This window comes from Streptomyces sp. NPDC058221 (assembly GCF_042882365.1).
In the GTDB taxonomy this organism is placed as follows: Bacteria; Actinomycetota; Actinomycetes; order Streptomycetales; family Streptomycetaceae; genus Streptomyces.
On record NZ_JBHVWF010000092.1, the window covers coordinates 16,681 to 32,906 of the forward strand.

At 70.5% G+C, this 16,226-nt stretch carries 17 protein-coding genes, 2 pseudogenes and 1 riboswitch; of the genes and pseudogenes, 1 reads left to right on the forward strand and 18 read right to left on the reverse strand.

Features of this window, described 5'->3' with window-relative positions; translation table 11 throughout:
* Window positions 1-7: 7 nt before the first annotated feature.
* A riboswitch (TPP riboswitch) is annotated at window positions 8-124 on the reverse strand.
* A 41-nt stretch (window positions 125-165) separates the two neighbouring features.
* The 6 genes from rlmN to rpsB all read right to left on the reverse strand — a co-directional run bounded on the left by rlmN (window position 166) and on the right by rpsB (window position 6,011).
* Entirely contained in the window at window positions 166-1,272 is a 1,107-nt protein-coding gene (gene rlmN, locus ACFVW8_RS25745) for a 23S rRNA (adenine(2503)-C(2))-methyltransferase RlmN (RefSeq protein ID WP_389693901.1), read from the reverse strand.
* A gap of 104 nt (window positions 1,273-1,376) precedes the next feature.
* Window positions 1,377-2,462, reverse strand: a complete 1,086-nt coding sequence (locus tag ACFVW8_RS25750) for a phosphatidate cytidylyltransferase (protein WP_389693903.1) — start codon at window positions 2,460-2,462, stop codon at window positions 1,377-1,379.
* A complete protein-coding gene (gene frr / locus ACFVW8_RS25755; RefSeq protein WP_024488459.1) occupies window positions 2,462-3,019 on the reverse strand; it encodes a ribosome recycling factor in 558 nt (185 codons plus the stop codon). Before frr ends, ACFVW8_RS25750 begins: the two co-directional genes overlap by 1 nt.
* 168 nt (window positions 3,020-3,187) lie before the next feature.
* Window positions 3,188-3,964, reverse strand: a complete 777-nt coding sequence (gene pyrH, locus ACFVW8_RS25760) for a UMP kinase (protein WP_389693905.1) — start codon at window positions 3,962-3,964, stop codon at window positions 3,188-3,190.
* Window positions 3,965-4,122: 158 nt separating this feature from the next.
* On the reverse strand, window positions 4,123-4,959 hold the full coding sequence (tsf, locus tag ACFVW8_RS25765; RefSeq protein WP_389693907.1) for a translation elongation factor Ts: 837 nt from the start codon (window positions 4,957-4,959) through the stop codon (window positions 4,123-4,125).
* Between the two features lie 98 nt (window positions 4,960-5,057).
* Window positions 5,058-6,011 (reverse strand): 30S ribosomal protein S2, encoded by a 954-nt coding sequence (gene rpsB / locus ACFVW8_RS25770; RefSeq protein ID WP_389693909.1) that lies wholly within the window; start codon window positions 6,009-6,011, stop codon window positions 5,058-5,060.
* 420 nt (window positions 6,012-6,431) lie between these two features.
* On the opposite strand from rpsB, the pseudogene ACFVW8_RS25775 reads away from it, so the two are divergent.
* A pseudogene (locus tag ACFVW8_RS25775) lies at window positions 6,432-6,833 on the forward strand (murein hydrolase activator EnvC family protein); the annotation flags it as partial.
* Here the strand turns inward: ACFVW8_RS25775 and ACFVW8_RS25780 are convergent.
* The 12 genes and pseudogenes from ACFVW8_RS25780 to ACFVW8_RS25835 all read right to left on the reverse strand — a co-directional run.
* Window positions 6,749-7,009, reverse strand: coding sequence for a hypothetical protein (locus tag ACFVW8_RS25780; protein WP_389693911.1), 261 nt, complete (start codon window positions 7,007-7,009; stop codon window positions 6,749-6,751). The pseudogene ACFVW8_RS25775 and the gene ACFVW8_RS25780 overlap by 85 nt on opposite strands.
* A 207-nt stretch (window positions 7,010-7,216) precedes the next feature.
* Entirely contained in the window at window positions 7,217-7,795 is a 579-nt protein-coding gene (locus ACFVW8_RS25785) for a TetR/AcrR family transcriptional regulator (RefSeq protein WP_389693924.1), read from the reverse strand.
* A gap of 118 nt (window positions 7,796-7,913) precedes the next feature.
* Entirely contained in the window at window positions 7,914-8,750 is an 837-nt protein-coding gene (whiG, locus tag ACFVW8_RS25790) for an RNA polymerase sigma factor WhiG (RefSeq protein ID WP_073739112.1), read from the reverse strand.
* A gap of 313 nt (window positions 8,751-9,063) precedes the next feature.
* Window positions 9,064-10,200: a DNA-processing protein DprA gene (gene dprA / locus ACFVW8_RS25795; RefSeq protein WP_389693926.1), complete on the reverse strand. Its 1,137-nt coding sequence runs from the start codon at window positions 10,198-10,200 to the stop codon at window positions 9,064-9,066.
* Between the two features lie 86 nt (window positions 10,201-10,286).
* Window positions 10,287-11,918 carry a YifB family Mg chelatase-like AAA ATPase gene (locus tag ACFVW8_RS25800; protein ID WP_389693913.1) on the reverse strand — a complete coding sequence of 544 codons (1,632 nt, stop codon included), beginning with the start codon at window positions 11,916-11,918 and terminating at the stop codon, window positions 10,287-10,289.
* Complete coding sequence (locus ACFVW8_RS25805) at window positions 11,918-12,277, reverse strand: YraN family protein (RefSeq protein ID WP_389693915.1); 360 nt, start codon at window positions 12,275-12,277, stop codon at window positions 11,918-11,920. The genes ACFVW8_RS25800 and ACFVW8_RS25805 overlap by 1 nt, the downstream gene beginning before the upstream one ends.
* Before the next feature lie 84 nt (window positions 12,278-12,361).
* The gene (locus ACFVW8_RS25810) at window positions 12,362-12,670 is read right to left on the reverse strand and encodes a DUF2469 domain-containing protein (RefSeq protein ID WP_003965949.1); all 309 of its coding nucleotides are present in this window, start codon (window positions 12,668-12,670) and stop codon (window positions 12,362-12,364) included.
* A gap of 63 nt (window positions 12,671-12,733) precedes the next feature.
* Window positions 12,734-13,222 (reverse strand): NUDIX hydrolase, encoded by a 489-nt coding sequence (locus ACFVW8_RS25815; protein WP_389693916.1) that lies wholly within the window; start codon window positions 13,220-13,222, stop codon window positions 12,734-12,736.
* Window positions 13,212-13,961 carry a signal peptidase I gene (gene lepB, locus ACFVW8_RS25820; RefSeq protein WP_389693918.1) on the reverse strand — a complete coding sequence of 250 codons (750 nt, stop codon included), beginning with the start codon at window positions 13,959-13,961 and terminating at the stop codon, window positions 13,212-13,214. Before lepB (ACFVW8_RS25820) ends, ACFVW8_RS25815 begins: the two co-directional genes overlap by 11 nt.
* 49 nt (window positions 13,962-14,010) lie before the next feature.
* On the reverse strand, window positions 14,011-14,925 hold the full coding sequence (gene lepB, locus ACFVW8_RS25825) for a signal peptidase I (protein WP_389693920.1): 915 nt from the start codon (window positions 14,923-14,925) through the stop codon (window positions 14,011-14,013).
* 117 nt (window positions 14,926-15,042) lie between these two features.
* On the reverse strand, window positions 15,043-15,945 hold the full coding sequence (gene lepB / locus ACFVW8_RS25830) for a signal peptidase I (protein WP_389693928.1): 903 nt from the start codon (window positions 15,943-15,945) through the stop codon (window positions 15,043-15,045).
* Window positions 15,842-16,226, reverse strand: a pseudogene (locus tag ACFVW8_RS25835) (signal peptidase I); the annotation flags it as partial. The gene lepB (ACFVW8_RS25830) and the pseudogene ACFVW8_RS25835, both read right to left, overlap by 104 nt.

A 16,226-nucleotide genomic window follows, 5' to 3' on the forward strand; every position in this document is an offset into this window, starting at 1 on the left:
GCAACAGCTTGAGTAAGGTCCGAACTTCCTACCCGGAATGACCCGGGCGAGGTTCAGAGGGTCTGCGGCCAACCTGTCCTCGGTGCCGCACTCTCAGCGCTGTGGCGCTCCCCTGTCGGAATATTAAATTGATTTCGAGCCCAGGCTACACGGCCGATTTCGGCCTCAGCGCTCGGACGCCGCCAGCTGCCCGCAGGCCCCGTCGATCTCCTGGCCCCGGGTGTCCCGCACGGTCACCGGCACCCCGTGGGCGGCGATGGCCTCGACGAACGCCTTCTCGTCCTCGGGCCGCGAGGCGGTCCACTTCGAGCCGGGCGTCGGGTTCAGCGGGATGAGGTTGACGTGCACCCGCTTGCCCTTGAGGAGCCGGCCCAGCCGGTCACCGCGCCAGGCCTGGTCGTTGATGTCGCGGATCAGCGCGTACTCGATGGAGATGCGGCGTCCGGACTTCTCCGCGTACTCCCACGCGGCGTCCAGCACCTCGCGCACCTTCCACCGGGTGTTCACCGGTACGAGGGTGTCGCGCAGCTCGTCGTCCGGGGCATGCAGCGAGACGGCGAGCCGGCACTTGAAGCCCTCGTCGGCGAACCGCAGCATCGCCGGCACCAGGCCGACGGTGGAGACGGTGATCCCGCGCTGCGACAGCCCCAGCCCGTCGGGCTCGGGGTCGGTCAGCCGACGGATCGCGCCGACCACCCGGTTGTAGTTGGCGAGCGGCTCGCCCATGCCCATGAAGACGATGTTGGAGAGCCGCGCCGGGCCCCCCGGGACGTCGCCGTCGCGCAGCGCACGCATGCCGTCCACGATCTGGTGGACGATCTCCGCGGTGGAGAGGTTGCGGTCGAGACCGGCCTGCCCGGTGGCGCAGAACGGGCAGTTCATCCCGCAGCCCGCCTGCGAGGAAATGCACATCGTGACCCGCTCCGGGTAGCGCATCAGAACGGACTCGACGAGCGTCCCGTCATGCAGCTTCCACAGCGTCTTGCGGGTGGTGTCGTCGTCACAGCTGATGTGGCGGACCACGGACATCAGATCGGGGAACAGCGCCTCGGCGAGCTTGTCCCGCGATCCGGCCGGGATGTTGGTCCACTCCGACGGGTCGTGCGCGTACCGCGCGAAGTAGTGCTGCGAGAGCTGCTGCGCGCGGAAGGGCTTCTCGCCGGTCGCGGCGACGGCTTCCTTGCGCTCGGCGGGCGTGAGGTCGGCGAGGTGCCGCGGCGGCTTCTTGGCTCCGCGGGGCGCGACGAAAGTGAGTTCTCCGGGCTTAGGCATGGTTCTTCCAGTGTCGCAGACAGAACAGTGAGGGCCCGCCGCCCTGTGGACAACGGACCCTCACCGATAAAAACGCAGGTCAGAAGGGGTTCATCAGTCGATGATCAGCTGGAGCCGACGAAAATCACCATCAGCAGCCAGACCACCGGGGCGGTCGGCAGCAAGGAGTCCAGCCGGTCCATGATCCCGCCGTGTCCGGGAAGCAGCGTCCCCATGTCCTTGATCCCGAGATCGCGCTTGATCATGGACTCGCCCAGGTCACCGAGGGTGGCGCTGGCCGCGACCGCGAGGCCGAGCAGCAGGCCCTGCCACCAGGAACCGTCGTCGATCAGGAACTGCATGCACAGCGCACCGGCCGCCATGGCGAAGGCGACGGCTCCGAAGAGGCCCTCGCGGGTCTTCCCGGGGCTGATGCGCGGCGCGAGCTTGTGCTTGCCGAACCGCCAGCCGACGGCGTAGGCGCCGGTGTCACTGACCACGGTCAGCAGCAGGAAGGTCAGGACCCGCTGCGGCCCGTCGTCCGCCGTCAGGAGCATGGCGACGAACGTGGCCAGGAACGGCACGTAGAACGCGGCGAAGACTCCGGCCGTGACGTCCTTGAGGTAGCCCTCCGGCGGTTCGGTCATCCGCCAGACGAGTACCGCGAGGGCGGTCAGCGCCATGGCGGCCCAGGCGCCCTCGGCCCCTCGCGCGTAGCCGGCCACGACCATGGCCGCGCCACCGACCGCCAGAGGCACGAGCGGGGCCTTGATGCCCTTGCGCTCCTGCAGCCGGGAGGTGAGCTCCCAGAGACCGACGACGACGGCGACCACGATCACCCCGACGAAGACGGCCTTGACGATGAAGAGCGAGGCGACGACGACGGCACCCAGCCCCACGCCGACCCCTATGGCGGATCCGAGATCACGGCCCGCACGCTTCTTCTGCGGGGGTGGCGGCGGCGTGGACATGGGCTCCTGCGGCTTCTCGTCGCGGAACAGGGGGCCGCCGCTCAGGCGTCCGGCCCCCTGATCCCGGTCATCACGGCTCTCAGCGTCTCTACCTGCGTCGGGAACGTCCGGCACGATGGGCATGGGCCGAGTCTGCTGCGCGATATGCACATCGTATGCAGGACCCGCCGGAGCGGCCCGCATCTCGGGAGCGGCCCCGTGGCCGACGCCCTGCGGGGCGCCCCAGGAAGAGTCGTTCATCAGACTTCGAGCAGCTCGGCTTCCTTGTGCTTCAGCAGCTCGTCCACCTGCGCGACGTACTTCGCGGTGGTGTCGTCGAGCTCCTTCTCGGCGCGACGTACCTCGTCCTCGCCGGACTCCTTGTCCTTGACCAGCTTGTCCAGGGTCTCCTTCGCCTTGCGGCGGACGGCCCGGATCGAGATCTTGGAGTCCTCGGCCTTCGTCTTCGCGACCTTGATGTAGTCACGACGGCGCTCTTCGGTGAGATCGGGGAAGTTCACCCGGATGATATTGCCGTCGTTGCTCGGGTTGACCCCGAGGTCGGAGTCGCGGATCGCCTGCTCGATGTTGCGCAGCGCGGTCTTGTCGAACGGCGTCACGACGGCCATACGGGGCTCCGGCACCGAGAACGACGCCAGCTGGTTGATCGGGGTCAGCGCACCGTAGTAGTCGGCGACGATCTTGTTGAACATCGCCGGGTGCGCACGGCCGGTGCGGATCGCGGCGAAGTCCTCTTTCGCGACCACGACGGCCTTCTCCATCTTCTCCTCGGCCTCGAGGAGGGTTTCTTCGATCACCACGTGCTCCTGCGTGTCTTGAGTGGGCCCGGCGTGCTCGGGCCCGGCGGGTCCTGCGTCGCGTCCTCACCTGCACGGTGTCCGACCGGCAGGCCGTTGTCCATCATTCGGGGCCCTCCCGTGGACCCCGGGAACTCACCGGGTCTCCCCGGCTCGGTCCCCCGGTTCTCAGGCCCGGGTGCCCTGGTCACTCACGAGCGAGCCGATCTTCTCACCCTTGACGGCGCGGGCGATATTGCCCGCCGTCGTCAGTTCGAAGACGAGGATCGGCAGCTGGTTGTCGCGGCAGAGCGTGATGGCGGTGGCGTCGGCGACCTTGAGATCGCGGGCGAGCACCTCGCTGTACTCCAGCGCGTCGAACTTCACCGCTCCGGGGTTGGTCTTCGGGTCGGAGTCGTAGACCCCGTCCACGCCGTTCTTGCCCATCAGCAGGGCTTCGGCGTCGATCTCCAGGGCGCGCTGGGCCGCGGTGGTGTCGGTGGAGAAGTACGGCATGCCCATACCGGCGCCGAAGATGACGACGCGGCCCTTCTCCAGGTGCCGCACGGCGCGCAGCGGGATGTACGGCTCCGCGACCTGGCCCATGGTGATGGCCGTCTGGACGCGGGAGTCGATGCCCTCCTTCTCCAGGAAGTCCTGGAGCGCCAGGCAGTTCATGACCGTGCCGAGCATGCCCATGTAGTCGGACCGGGCCCGGTCCATACCGCGCTGCTGGAGCTCGGCGCCACGGAAGAAGTTGCCGCCGCCGATGACGATCGCGATTTCCGCACCGTCCCGGACGACCGCCGCGATCTCGCGTGCGATGGCGTGCACGACGTCGGGGTCGACGCCGAGACCCCCGCCGCCGGCGAACGCCTCCCCGGACAGCTTCAGCATGAAGCGTCCGGACACCTTGCCGTCGTCGCGCCTGTGGTCACCTGATGCGGCGTCCGCGCCCTTGTTCATGGAGATTCTCCTCGTGCACATACGAAGAAGGCCATTGCCGGTGGGTCGGATGTCCCTCAGCGGCAATGGCCTCCTCGTCAGATCTGCGGTCGTACGGCGGTGTGCGGCCGTCGACTGCACCAGACCCTATCGGGGTCCACCGTTTTTCGCGGACGGACTCAGATGCCGACCTTGATGCGCGCGAAGCGCTTCAGGGTGACACCGGCCTCGTCCAGGACCTTCTGGACGGTCTTCTTGTTGTCCAGCGCGTACGGCTGGCCGAGGAGGGTGGCCTCCTTGAAGAAGCCGTTGACGCGACCCTCGACGATCTTCGGGAGCGCGGCCTCGGGCTTGCCCTCGGCGCGCGTGGTCTCCTCGGCGACACGGCGCTCGGTCTCGACGATCTCGGCCGGGACGTCCTCGCGGGACAGGTACTTCGGCGCGAAGGCGGCGATGTGCTGGGCAAGGCCCTTCGCCAGGTCGGCGTCGGCCTTGTCGAGCTCGACCAGGACACCGATCTGCGGCGGCAGGTCGGGCATGGTGCGGTGCATGTACACGGAGACGTAGTCGCCGGTGAACTGCGCGAAGCGGTCCAGGACGATCTTCTCGCCGAGGTTGGCGTTGGCCTCGTCCACGTACGCCTGCACGGTCTTGCCGGGCTCGATCTCGGAGGCGAGGAGCGCCTCGATGTCGGCCGGGGAGGACGCGGCGACGTGAGCGGCGAGCGCGTTGGCGACGGCCTGGAACTTGTCACCCTTGGCGACGAAGTCGGTCTCGCACTTCAGCTCGAGCAGGACGCCGGACGTCTTGTCCTCGGAGACGACAGAGACGACCGCGCCGTTCTCGGCAGAACGGCCCTCGCGCTTGGCGACGCCCTTCTGACCCTTGATGCGGAGTGCCTCGACGGCTCCGTCGACGTTGCCGTCGGCCTCGTCGAGCGCCTTCTTGCAGTCCATCATGCCGGCGCCGGTGAGCTCACGGAGCTTCTTGACGTCAGCGGCGGTGTAGTTCGCCATGAGTCTGTATTTCTCTCTCGAAGTCTGAAAGATCTACGGGTGAACGGCGGGGGCGGTGCCTGCGCACCGACCCCCGCCGTCGTCAGCCGTGACGGGTGTCAGGCCTGCTCGCCGTCCGCGGCCGGAGCCTCGGTGGCGGGGGCCTCGGCGACGGGGGCCTCGGCGGCCGGCGTCTCGGTGGCGGGAGCCTCGGCAGCGGCCTCGGCCGGCGTCTCGGCGGCGTCCGCGACCTTCTCGGTCTCGGCGGAGGTCTGGACCTCGGCGTCGGCCTTCTTGTCGCCCTCGAGCAGGTCACGCTCCCACTCGGCGAGCGGCTCGCCGGCGGCCTTCTCGCCCGGCTTCGAGTCGCCGGTCGCAGCGCCGGAGCGGGCGATGAGGCCCTCGGCGACGGCGTCGGCGATCACGCGGGTGAGCAGGGTGACGGAGCGGATCGCGTCGTCGTTGCCCGGGATCTTGTAGTCGACCTCGTCGGGGTCGCAGTTGGTGTCGAGGATCGCGACGACCGGGATGTGGAGCTTGCGCGCCTCACCGACGGCGATGTGCTCCTTCTTGGTGTCGACGATCCAGACGGCGCTCGGCACCTTCTGCATCTCGCGGATACCACCGAGGGTCTTCTCCAGCTTGGCCTTCTCGCGGGAGAGAACCAGGAGCTCCTTCTTGGTGAGGCCGGAGGCGGCCACGTCCTCGAAGTCGATGAGCTCAAGCTCCTTCAGACGCTGAAGGCGCTTGTAGACGGTGGAGAAGTTGGTGAGCATGCCACCGAGCCAACGCTGGTTGACGTACGGCATGCCGACGCGCGTCGCCTGCTCGGCGATGGCCTCCTGGGCCTGCTTCTTCGTACCCACGAACATGATGGAGCCGCCGTGGGCGACGGTCTCCTTGACGAACTCGTAGGCGCGGTCGATGTACGACAGCGACTGGAGCAGGTCGATGATGTAGATGCCGTTGCGCTCCGTGAAGATGAAGCGCTTCATCTTCGGGTTCCAACGGCGGGTCTGGTGACCGAAGTGGACGCCGCTTTCCAGCAGCTCCCGCATCGTGACGACGGCCATGGCCGTACTCCTTGAGGTACTCGGTTATCGCGACCGCAGGTTTGCTGTCGCGCCTGACGCCCCGACGCGCCGTGCCACGAGGGACCGAGGGGCGCGGCCACCTCCGTTCTGAGGGAGATGGCGGGGCGTGCGAAGTCGACCCGGTGACCCGGATCGCCACAAGAAGTGTACGGGACCCGCCGAGTGCCGGGTGACGGCGCTGTCCACAACCGGCCGGTACTCCACAGATCTGCTCCATGATCCCCGTGAACCCGGCCGCCGGGGGACGGTTGTGCCATGCGAAACACATCTGACCGGGGCGGATCCCGGGTCCGGGCCGGGGCCCGCGGCGGACCGGACGGCAGGGCGCGCAGCGGGCCGGACAGCGGGCCGAGCCCTCTGCGGCGGGCGGCCTCGGCCGCCGCTGCGGTGCTGCTGGCGATGGGGTGGGGGTGGTGCGGGACGGCGGCCGCTGCCGCGGATCGGCCGCCGGCGTCCGGGGCCGCGCCGGCCCCGGTGGATCCGCCGGACCGCGCACGGGTCTGGCCGCTGGAGGGCCGGCCCGCGGTCGTACGGGGGTGGGAACCGCCCGCCACCGACTACGGGCGGGGGCACCGCGGGGTGGACCTCGCCGCCGGACCTGGCACGGCGGTGCTCGCCGCCGCTTCCGGCCGGGTCTCGTTCGCGGGCGGAGTCGCGGGGCGCGGGGTGCTGGCGATCGAGCTGGCCGGGACGGGTGATCCGCCGCTGCGGACCACCTACGAGCCGGTGCGCCCACTGGTCACGAAGGGGGACGAGGTGACCGCGGGACAGGTGGTGGCGGTCATGGCGGCGGGGCCGTTCCACTGCCCGTCCGGCTGTCTGCACTGGGGGCTGCGCCGCGCGGCGGCGTATCTGGACCCGCTGTCGCTGCTGCCGCCCTCGCTGCTGCGGCGCGGGCCGTCCCGGCTGCTGCCGGTGACCGGCGTACCCGGACCAGGGCCTTCGGCGGTGCCCCCGCCCGACACGGCCCCGGTCACCCGGGCGGCGCTGCCGGTCGGCGGCCCCGCCGCTCCCGCTCTGCTGCTGGGCCTCGCGCTGACGCGGCGGCACCAGTCCTGGCCACGGAGAACTTCGCCGGGAACGCGGGTCGCCTTAGGCGCTGGGCACCCGGCGGGCCCCGGGCGGCCGACCGCCACACCCGGCCCTACTACGGCTGCAGGTGCGCGGCGCGGGATGCGCCGGCGTCAGTCCTGTCCGCCGGGGGCCGCGCCCCGGACGCCGCGGAGGATCATGGCGACGGCGGTGTCCGCGATCACGTCGGGCTCCTCCGCCACACTCAGTTCGATACGTCGCACCGCGGCGTCCACCGAGCCCTGCAGCAGCATGGCCGCCAGCCGGGGCTGCTCGTGGCCGAGGTCGCCGAGCGCCTCGACGATCATGGCGATCAGCCCGCCGTGCGCGGCGCGGATCTTCTCCCGGGCGCCCGCGTCCAGCTCGCTCGCGGAGATCGCGACGACAGCCCGGTGGCGCCGGTCCCCGACGAGATCGAGCTGCCGTCGTACGTACGCCTCGATCTTCTCCTCCGGCGTCCCCGCACGCTCCATGGCGTTCTCCACCTCGGCCGCCCAGACGGGGAAGTCGACGGCGCAGAGCTCCTCGACGACGGCGGCGCGGGAACGGAAGTACTCGTAGACGGAGGACCGGGCGAGGCCCGTGCGCTCGGCGAGGGCGGGGAAGGTCAATGCCTCCGTGCCACCCTCGGACAGCAGGGAACGCGCTGCGTCCAGGAGGGCGCCGCGCTGCATGGTCCGGTGCTCGGCCACGGAGGCCGCTCGAATCCTGGGCACGCGTCCACTCTACGGCGGGCGGTGCCCGGGAGGGGGCGGGTGGTCCCGATCGATGTCCGGAGCAGAGCCTGCCGGGTGTCGCCCGCAGCTGGTCTCAGCGCCCGGCGTCGGCCAGTTTCGCGCGCAGCTGCAGCACCGACTTGGTGTGGATCTGGCTGACCCGGCTCTCGGTGACCCCGAGGACGTTGCCGATCTCGGCGAGGGTGAGGCCCTCGTAGTAGTAGAGCGTGACGACCGTCTTCTCGCGGTCGGGGAGGGTGTTGATCGCCCGGGCGAGCAGCCTTCTGAGCTCACGGCCCTCGGCCACTTCCACCGGATTGTCGGCGGCGGTGTCCTCGAGCGTGTCCATCAGGCTCAGCCGGTCGCCGCCCTCGCCGCCCACATGCAGCAGCTCCTCCAGGGCGACCACATTGGCCAGCGACAACTGGCTGAAAACCGCGTGCAGTTCCTCCAGCCCGATCTCCATCTCCGCAGCGACCTCCGCCTCCGACGGGGTGCGCCGCAGCCGCGCCTCCAGCGTGGCGTAGGCGCGCTCGACCGCCCGCGCCTTCTGGCGTACGGAGCGCGGGATCCAGTCCAGCGCCCGGAGTTCGTCGATCATCGCGCCCCGGATGCGGGTGATCGCGTACGTCTCGAACTTGATCGCACGCTCGATGTCGAACTTCTCGATGGCGTCGATCAGCCCGAAGACCCCGGAGGACACGAAGTCGGCCTGCTCGACGTTGGACGGCAGACCCACACTCACCCGGCCGGCGACGTACTTGACCAGCGGCGAGTAGTGCAGGATCAGCTGCTCCCGCAGCCGCTCGTCGCCCGTGGTCTTGTACGACCGCCACAACTCGTCGAGCGAGGAGGGGGCGGGAGGGCGCACAGTGCCACGCGCAGCCGGTGGTACTGCCGCGCGGTCAGACCCGGAGGTGTGCTGGGGCATGTGGTGCCTTGAGCCGTTCTGCTGTGAAGTGCTGGGGAATGTACGTCTGGGGCGGGATCCTTGTGAGCGTAGCGTGACTGAAGTGTCGCGGTGCGCGCAGGATATGGGATCGGCGCTGTGCGGTTCCGGGCGGACGGACACCACACCGGGCGCGGCACCGGACCCTGCGCCGCAGGCGGCGAAGGACATGCCGGCGCGCGCGGACGAGGGCACGTCCGCCGCCGGGACCGGGGCGCCCTGCGCCGGTCCCGGAGGCGTTGCCGAACGATCCGCCGAGGTCATCGGCATCACCTTTTCACCCGAATGCTCCAGGTCAAGTACCGCCTCGCCGCGCGTCGTCATTGCAAGTAGGCCGTCGCGTCAACTGCCATCCATCGCCATGACGTTCGACGAACCCCAGTGAGTGCAGTTCGTACAGCCGGGCGAGCGCTTCGTCGGCGCTCGTCCCCGCGGCGCGGGCCACTTCGCGTCCGTCGACGGCGCCGCGGCCGGGCAACGCGTCGAGAACCCGGGCACAGACGGCGTCCAGAAGGTCACGCGGAAGCACCGGACCGCGCCGGGGCGGGGCGAGATCCCCCATGTCACCCACCAGTTCGGCGACCTCCGCGGCATCCGTGACCAGCACGCCCTCTCCCCGCAGCAGTTCATGAACGCCTGCTGACAGACCGCTGGTAGCAGGTCCCGGGACACCCATGGTGAAGCGGCCGAGCCGCTGTGCGCAGCGCGCCGTGACCAGGGAACCGCTGCGGAACTCGGCCTCGACCACGACGGTCCCCCTCGTCAACGCGGCGATCACCCTGTTCCGGAGGATGAATCTGCTCCGGGTGGGGTGATCACCGGGAGGCAGTTCACCGACGACGAGGCCCTGTTCGACGATGCGTCCGATCAACTCGGCGTGTCCGCGCGGGTAGACGACGTCCACCCCGCAGGCCAGGACCGCCGTCGTCGCTCCGCCTGCGGCGAGAGCACCCCGGTGCGCGGCCCCGTCGACTCCGAAGGCCGCGCCCGAGACGACCACCCACCCCCGCTCCGCGAGACCCGCGCCGAGCGTCGTGGCCATGTGCGCGCCGTACGGTGTGCAGGCGCGGGCGCCGACCACCGCGACCGAGCGCAGCGCCCAGAGCCGCAGATCGGGTCTCCCCCGTACCCAGAGCCCCATCGGCCGGGTGTCGCCCAGGTCGTCCAGCTGACTCGGCCACTCCGCGTCACCCGGGCAGATGAAGCGCCCGCCGACCGCGGCGACTGCCGCCAGATCCCGTCCGGGCTCGGCCCGCTCCGCCCGGAGCCGGTAGCCGGCCAGCCGCTTCGCTGTCATGCCGCGCAGCCGCTCGGCCGTTCCGTCCCGGCCGGTGAGCCGCCGCAGCAGTTCCGCGGCGCCGAACTCCCGCAGCCAGCGGCCACCGCGTTCGTCCCCCGGCTCCAGGACCCGGGTCAGGGCGGCCCGCGCCATCCGCTCCCCGCCGGCAAGCCGCTCCGGCCCGGCGGCGGAGGAGGAAGCGCCGGGGGCGGTGCGGCACGCTCCGGCCCGCTGCCCCGTCATGCCGCCCCCGCCCCCGCCCCCGCCGGGGCCCCTCGCGGGATCCCGGTCCGCAGTTCCAGCGCCACCGCGATGTCCGAGGCGTCCGGCCGGTCGGCTCCCCGCAGGTCTGCGACGGTCCACGCCACTCTCAGGACCCGGTCCAGACCACGCGCGGTGAGCAGGCCCCGTTCCATGTCCCGCTCGGCCGCCATCAGCGCCCCCGGCGCCGCGACCAGCCGGGTCCTCAGCTCGTGTCCGGGCACCTCGCTGTTGGTGGTCCAGGGAGTGCCGGCCAGCCGCTCCCCCGCCCGCTTCCGGGCCTCCCGCACCCGGGCGGCGACCGTCCCGGTCGCCTCACCGCGGCCGCCCTGCCCCATCAGGTCCGCGCGCTTGACGGGGTCGACGGCCACCCGCAGATCCACCCGGTCGAGCAATGGACCGGAGAGCCGTGCCTGATACCGCCGGACCGAGGAGGGCGGGCATTCGCACCCGGCCCCGCTCAGGGTGTGCCGCCCGCACGGGCACGGGTTGGCTGCCAGCACCATCAGGAACCGGGCCGGCAGCCGCACCACCCCGGCGCTGCGCGCCACCACCACGTGGCCCGACTCCAACGGCTGACGCAACGCGTCCAGTGCCCGTACGGAGAATTCCGGCGCCTCGTCGAGGAAGAGGATGCCGCGGTGGGCCAGCGACACCGCGCCGGGCCGGGGAAGCCCGTTGCCCCCGCCGACCAGCGACTGCATGGTCGCCGAGTGGTGCGGTGCGCAGTACGGCGCCCGGGAGACCAGAGGTTCGCCCGGCGGCAGGATGCCCGCCACCGAGTGCACCGCGGTCACCTCAAGGGATTCCTGCCGGGTCAAGGGCGGCAGGATCGCCGGCAGCCGTTCGGCGAGCATGGTCTTGCCCGCCCCCGGCGGTCCGGACAGCAGAAGGTGGTGGCCGCCCGCCGCGGCGACTTCCAGGGCCTTGCGCGGCCGCTCCTGGCCCGCGACGTCCGCCAGGTCCGGCCGGTGCCCCTCGCCCTGCGCCGAGTCCCGGGCGATGCCGGTGCCCATACCGCCGCCGGGCACCATCAGCCCGGCCAGCATGGTGTCGGGACGCCCCTGGTCGTGGGGCTCCTGTTCGTCGGGCACGGGTTCGTCGCAGAGCACGGCGATCAGCTGCCGCAGACTCCGCACCCCTAGCACGGAGACCCCGGGCACCAGAGCCGCCTCCCCCGCGGTCTGTTCGGGGACGACCACCTGGCGGTAGCCGGCCTCGGCCGCGGCCAGGACGGCGGGCAGCACCCCCCGCACCGGCCGCACCCGGCCGTCGAGCCCCAGCTCCCCGATCATTACCACATCGGCGATGGAGGCAGGGTCGATCCGCTCGGCCGCGCCCAGCACCGCGCAGGCGACGGCAAGATCGAACCCCGAACCGCCCTTGGGTACCGAGGCCGGGGACAGGCCCACCGTGAGCTTCTTCTGCGGCCACTCGGCGCCGGAGTTGACCACCGCCGCCCGCACCCGGTCGCGGCTCTCCACCAGGCTCTTGTCTGGCAGCCCCACCAGGGTGAACGCCGCCACCCCGGGCTCCAGGTCGGCCTGGACCTCCACCACCACGCCCTCGACACCGACCAGTGCCACGGAACAGGCCCGCGCGAACCCCATCAGGCCACCCCCCGCGCATGCTCGGCCAGGGGCGCACCGCGCCTGGGCAGCACCACGCCGACAAGGTCGATCCGCACCCCGCCGGGCGGCGGGCCGCCGTGCCGGTCCAGCCAGAGCTCGGCCAGCCGGCGCAGCCGGTCCGCCTTGGCCGGGGTCACAGCGGCCATCGGGTGCTCGAAGGCACCCGCTCTGCGGGTCTTCACCTCACAGATGACGAGCGAGTCGCCGTCCCGCGCGACGATATCGATCTCGCCGGCGCGACAGCGCCAGTTCCGCTCCAGTACGGACATACCGGCTTCGGTCAGCAGCCGCGCCGCCAGATCCTCGCCGTACCGCCCGAGTGCCCCCCGTGCGTTCATATCGGCACCACCTCCGGCACCGACTCTGACGCGTCCGCCCGGCGTTAGTGGATCTTGGTGGACAAGCCGGGGAATGTGGACAACTCAGCCACCCGGAAGTTCGAGATCGCTCTTGTTGAGCTCCTCGATGTTGACGTCCTTGAACGTCAGCACCCGGACCTGCTTGACGAACCGTGCGGGGCGGTACATGTCCCACACCCAGGCGTCCGCCATGGACACCTCGAAAAACACCTCGCCCTGGACCGAGTGCACCTGCATCTCGTAGTCGTTGGTGAGGTAGAAGCGCCGTTCGGTCTCGATCACATATTTGAACAGACCGACGACATCGCGGTACTCCCGGTAGAGCTTCAGCTCCATCTCGGTCTCGTACTTCTCGAGGTCCTCGGCGCTCATTGGCATGTTCCCCTTCAGCCGTGCGTTCCCCCATTGTGCGCCAGGCCCCGGCGCCCCGGGCGCTCAGGCGATTTCGGGAGCCAGAACCAACGGCGTACGCGGGGGACCTTCGTCGAGCAGCGTGCGCAGCAGCCCGGCGAGTCTGGTCGGGTACACCGTCTCACGCGTCGCCGACAGTTCGGCGGAGGTCCACCACCTCAGACCCGCGACGCTGCGCCGTTCAAGACCGGTCTGCCCACTGGTGTCCGTGAGGGTCTGTGCCGTACGGGCGAGGAAGTACCACTCGTCCTGCTCCCAGCGCCGGCCGTCGAACGGGAAGGAGCACATCCTCTTCCAGAGCAGCGGGCCCAGCTCGGCGTCCCTGATCCCGGTCTCCTCGGCCAGCTCGCGCAGCGCGGCCTGCTCGCGGGTCTCGTCGCCCTCCAGCCCTCCGCCCGGAGTGAACCACCAGGTGCTCGCCGGGTCCTCCGGTTCGAACCCGTGCAACAGCAGAATGCGGTCGTCCGGATCGAGGAGCACCAGGCGGGCGACCTTGCGCTTCTCAGCGGACACCGGCGGACACCTTCTCCTGCCTGTTCCGCTTCGACCGGCCGGAGCGGGCCGCGACCGGCCCGTACACGGCACCGGCCAGGATGAGCACCACACCGCCGGTCACGGCCCCGAGCTGAAGCTTGAGCGGCCCCTCGGAGGACACCCCGCCCGGCAGCGCGGCGAAGGACTGCGGCCGTGCGACCATGCCGCCCAGCGGCCAGGCGACGGCGTCCACCCGGGCCGTCACGGCGCTTCGGGGCACCGAGCCGTGTCCGCTGTCCTCCAGATGGACCCGGGAGTCCAGCGAGACCGTGCGGTCGTCGCCCAGGAGGAAGAGCTGTCCCTTGGGCACCTTGGCCGTGAAGTCGTTCGCCGAGGCGGGGTCCGTCGTCTGCAGATACGGTTCCTCGACGGATATGCCGTTGACCGTGAGCTTGCCGCCCTTCTCGCAGCAGGCGATCTTGTCGCCGCCGATCCCGACGACCCGCTTCACCATGGGCATATCGCCCCACTCCGGATCGGTGAACACCACCACATCGCCCCGGCGCACCTCGCTGCCGTCCACGCGCTGCGCGAGAACCCGGTCACCCGCGTTCACCGTCGGTGTCATCGACCCGGTCGGCACCGTGTACGGCCGGTACACCACCGCTGCCCAGGCGAAACCGCCGAGGAAGAGCACACAGCCGACGGCCACCGCCAGCCCCGACAGCCTGCTGCCGAGACGGTCGCGGCCGTCATCCGTACGTCCTGTTCCACTCATCCCAGCGTCCCCCATCGGAGATCGACAATCGCTGATCCGAGTCGGCACCCTACCCGGCGGTACGCCCGCCGGTCAGCCTCCGTCGGCGCAGGATCACGAACGGCAGGGCACCGGCGATGCCGAGGGCGCCGGGCGCGAGGGCTGCCGCGGCGCTGATGCCCGGCTGATCGAAGGTGTCGGGGACCGACAGAGCCGCCCAGCGGTCGACCGGCCAGGCCACCACCACGGCGCGGCCCACGACCTCGTCCACCGGTACGAAACCGTTGTTCGCGTCGTTGGTGTGATAGCGCGAGTCCGAGGAGTCCTGTCGGTGGTCGCCCATCACCCAGATCTTGCCGTCCGGCACCTTGAAGGGCCCGAAGGGCATGTCGTCGCACGGTGTGTTGCCCGGGAAGATGTACGGCTCGTCGAGCTTCTTCCCGTTGACCACGACCGGGCCGCCCTTCTTGCACGACACGGTGTCACCGCCGACCGCGATCGTGCGCTTGATCAGGTCCTTCTCCTGGGCCGACGGCATCAGGCCGATGAAGCTCAGAAAGCTCTGCACCGCGTTCGGCTCGGGGGTGGGCTCGCCGTCCAGCCAGCCGTCCGGGTCGTGGAAGACGACGACCTCACCGCGCTCGGGCTCCGAACCGAACCACGGGGTCAGCTTGTCGACCAGCACCCGGTCACCCCGCTGAAGGGTGTTCTGCATCGAATCCGACGGAATCGAGAACGCCTGCACCAGAAACGTCTTGATCAGCAGCGCGAGAACCAGCGCGATACCGATCAGGAGCGGCAGCTCCTTCCAGAAGGGACGGGCCTTCTTCGGCTGCTTTCGGCCCCACTCGGAGGTGCGCCCGCCCTCCGGAGCGTCAGGGCCACCGGGCTCTCCGAGCGGGTCGAAGGCGGAGTCAGCAGGCTGCTCGAACCTCTCCGTGGACGGTCCGTGTCCAGATCGTGCTCCGCCTGCCACGTCGCTCACATTCATTCCTCACTCTGCGCCAACGTCTGCCCACCGGGCCTGCTCGCAGTCCCGCTTCTGACAACGAGCGGGGGTTCCCCGGGGCTGCCGCGGCAGCCCGGTGGGCGCTGCGCCTTCCTACTTCCGCTGCTCCGGCACACTCCGGCGCCGCCTGCGCCACAGCACGACCGGCAGGGCGCCCGCGATGCCGAGCGCACCGGGCGCCATCGCCGCCGCGGCGTTCAGCCCCGGCTGGTCGAAGGTCTTCGGGACCGGCAGGGTGGCCCAGCGGTTGACCGGCCATGCGACCACCACGGCCCGGCCGACCACCTCGTCCGTCGAAACGGTTCCGCCGCCCGGCAGCTCCTGGTGGTAGCGGGAGTCGAGGGAGTTCTGACGGTGGTCACCCATCACCCAGATCCGGCCCTCGGGGACCTTGACCGGGCCGAACGGCTCGTCGTTGCAGGGGGTGTTGCCCTTGAAGATGAAGGACTTGTCGTCCAGCGCCTTGCCGTTGACCTTGACCGGCCCGTTCGCCTTGCACTCCACCGTGTCACCGCCGATCGCGATGACCCGCTTGATCAGGTCCTTCTCCTCGGCGGACGGCATCAGGCCGATGAAGCTGAGGAACTTCTGCACCGCGTTCGGGTCGGCCGCCGGAGTGTTCTCCAGCCAGCCGCCCGGGTCGTGGAAGACGACGACCTCACCGCGCTCGGGCTCCGAACCGAACCACGGGGTCAGCTTGTCGACCAGCACCCGGTCACCCCGCTGAAGGGTGTTCTGCATCGAATCCGACGGAATCGAGAACGCCTGCACCAGAAACGTCTTGATCAGCAGCGCGAGAACCAGCGCGATACCGATCAGGAGCGGCAGCTCCTTCCAGAAGGAGCGGGGCTTCTTCCGGGCCGTACTGCCGCCGCTGCCCGGGGAGTCGCCGTCACGCTCCGTACGATCCTCCGTGGTCCCGGCCGCCTCGGCATTCACCGGAATGTCCGGCCGGTCCTCGGGTTCGTCGTGTCCGGATCGTGCGCCCACCGCCAAATCCCCCACATCTGCTCCTTATTCCGTGCCACCGCCTGCGCCCTAGCCGGTGCAGGCCAACCACTCCCATAACGAGCGGGAGTTCCGCAGGGGTCGGGAGCCGGATCATTCCGTTGGGATCCTGGGACACACTATTCGACGGTCCGGGGGCGGCCGCCGTCCCGGCGCGCGCGTCCGGGACCGACGAGAACGCCGAACGTTCCTCCAGTTTCCGCCAGTGCCCGAAGGGCCAGGCGATCACCACGGCCCGTCCCACTACGGCATCCACGGAAACCGTGCCG

What these genes read in the sequence shown, in the direction of transcription:
- pyrH (WP_389693905.1), bottom strand. Translation starts at nt 3,964, where the DNA reads ATGAACAAGGGCGCGGACGCCGCATCAGGTGACCACAGGCGCGACGAC.
- rpsB (WP_389693909.1), bottom strand. Translation starts at nt 6,011, where the DNA reads ATGGCCGTCGTCACGATGCGGGAGCTGCTGGAAAGCGGCGTCCACTTC.
- ACFVW8_RS25800 (WP_389693913.1), bottom strand. Translation starts at nt 11,918, where the DNA reads ATGGGGTTCGCGCGGGCCTGTTCCGTGGCACTGGTCGGTGTCGAGGGC.
- dprA (WP_389693926.1), bottom strand. Translation starts at nt 10,200, where the DNA reads ATGGCGCGGGCCGCCCTGACCCGGGTCCTGGAGCCGGGGGACGAACGC.
- ACFVW8_RS25810 (WP_003965949.1), bottom strand. Translation starts at nt 12,670, where the DNA reads ATGAGCGCCGAGGACCTCGAGAAGTACGAGACCGAGATGGAGCTGAAG.
- rlmN (WP_389693901.1), bottom strand. Translation starts at nt 1,272, where the DNA reads ATGCCTAAGCCCGGAGAACTCACTTTCGTCGCGCCCCGCGGAGCCAAG.
- whiG (WP_073739112.1), bottom strand. Translation starts at nt 8,750, where the DNA reads ATGCCCCAGCACACCTCCGGGTCTGACCGCGCGGCAGTACCACCGGCT.
- ACFVW8_RS25805 (WP_389693915.1), bottom strand. Translation starts at nt 12,277, where the DNA reads ATGAACGCACGGGGGGCACTCGGGCGGTACGGCGAGGATCTGGCGGCG.
- lepB (WP_389693918.1), bottom strand. Translation starts at nt 13,961, where the DNA reads ATGAGTGGAACAGGACGTACGGATGACGGCCGCGACCGTCTCGGCAGC.
- ACFVW8_RS25750 (WP_389693903.1), bottom strand. Translation starts at nt 2,462, where the DNA reads ATGAACGACTCTTCCTGGGGCGCCCCGCAGGGCGTCGGCCACGGGGCC.
- tsf (WP_389693907.1), bottom strand. Translation starts at nt 4,959, where the DNA reads ATGGCGAACTACACCGCCGCTGACGTCAAGAAGCTCCGTGAGCTCACC.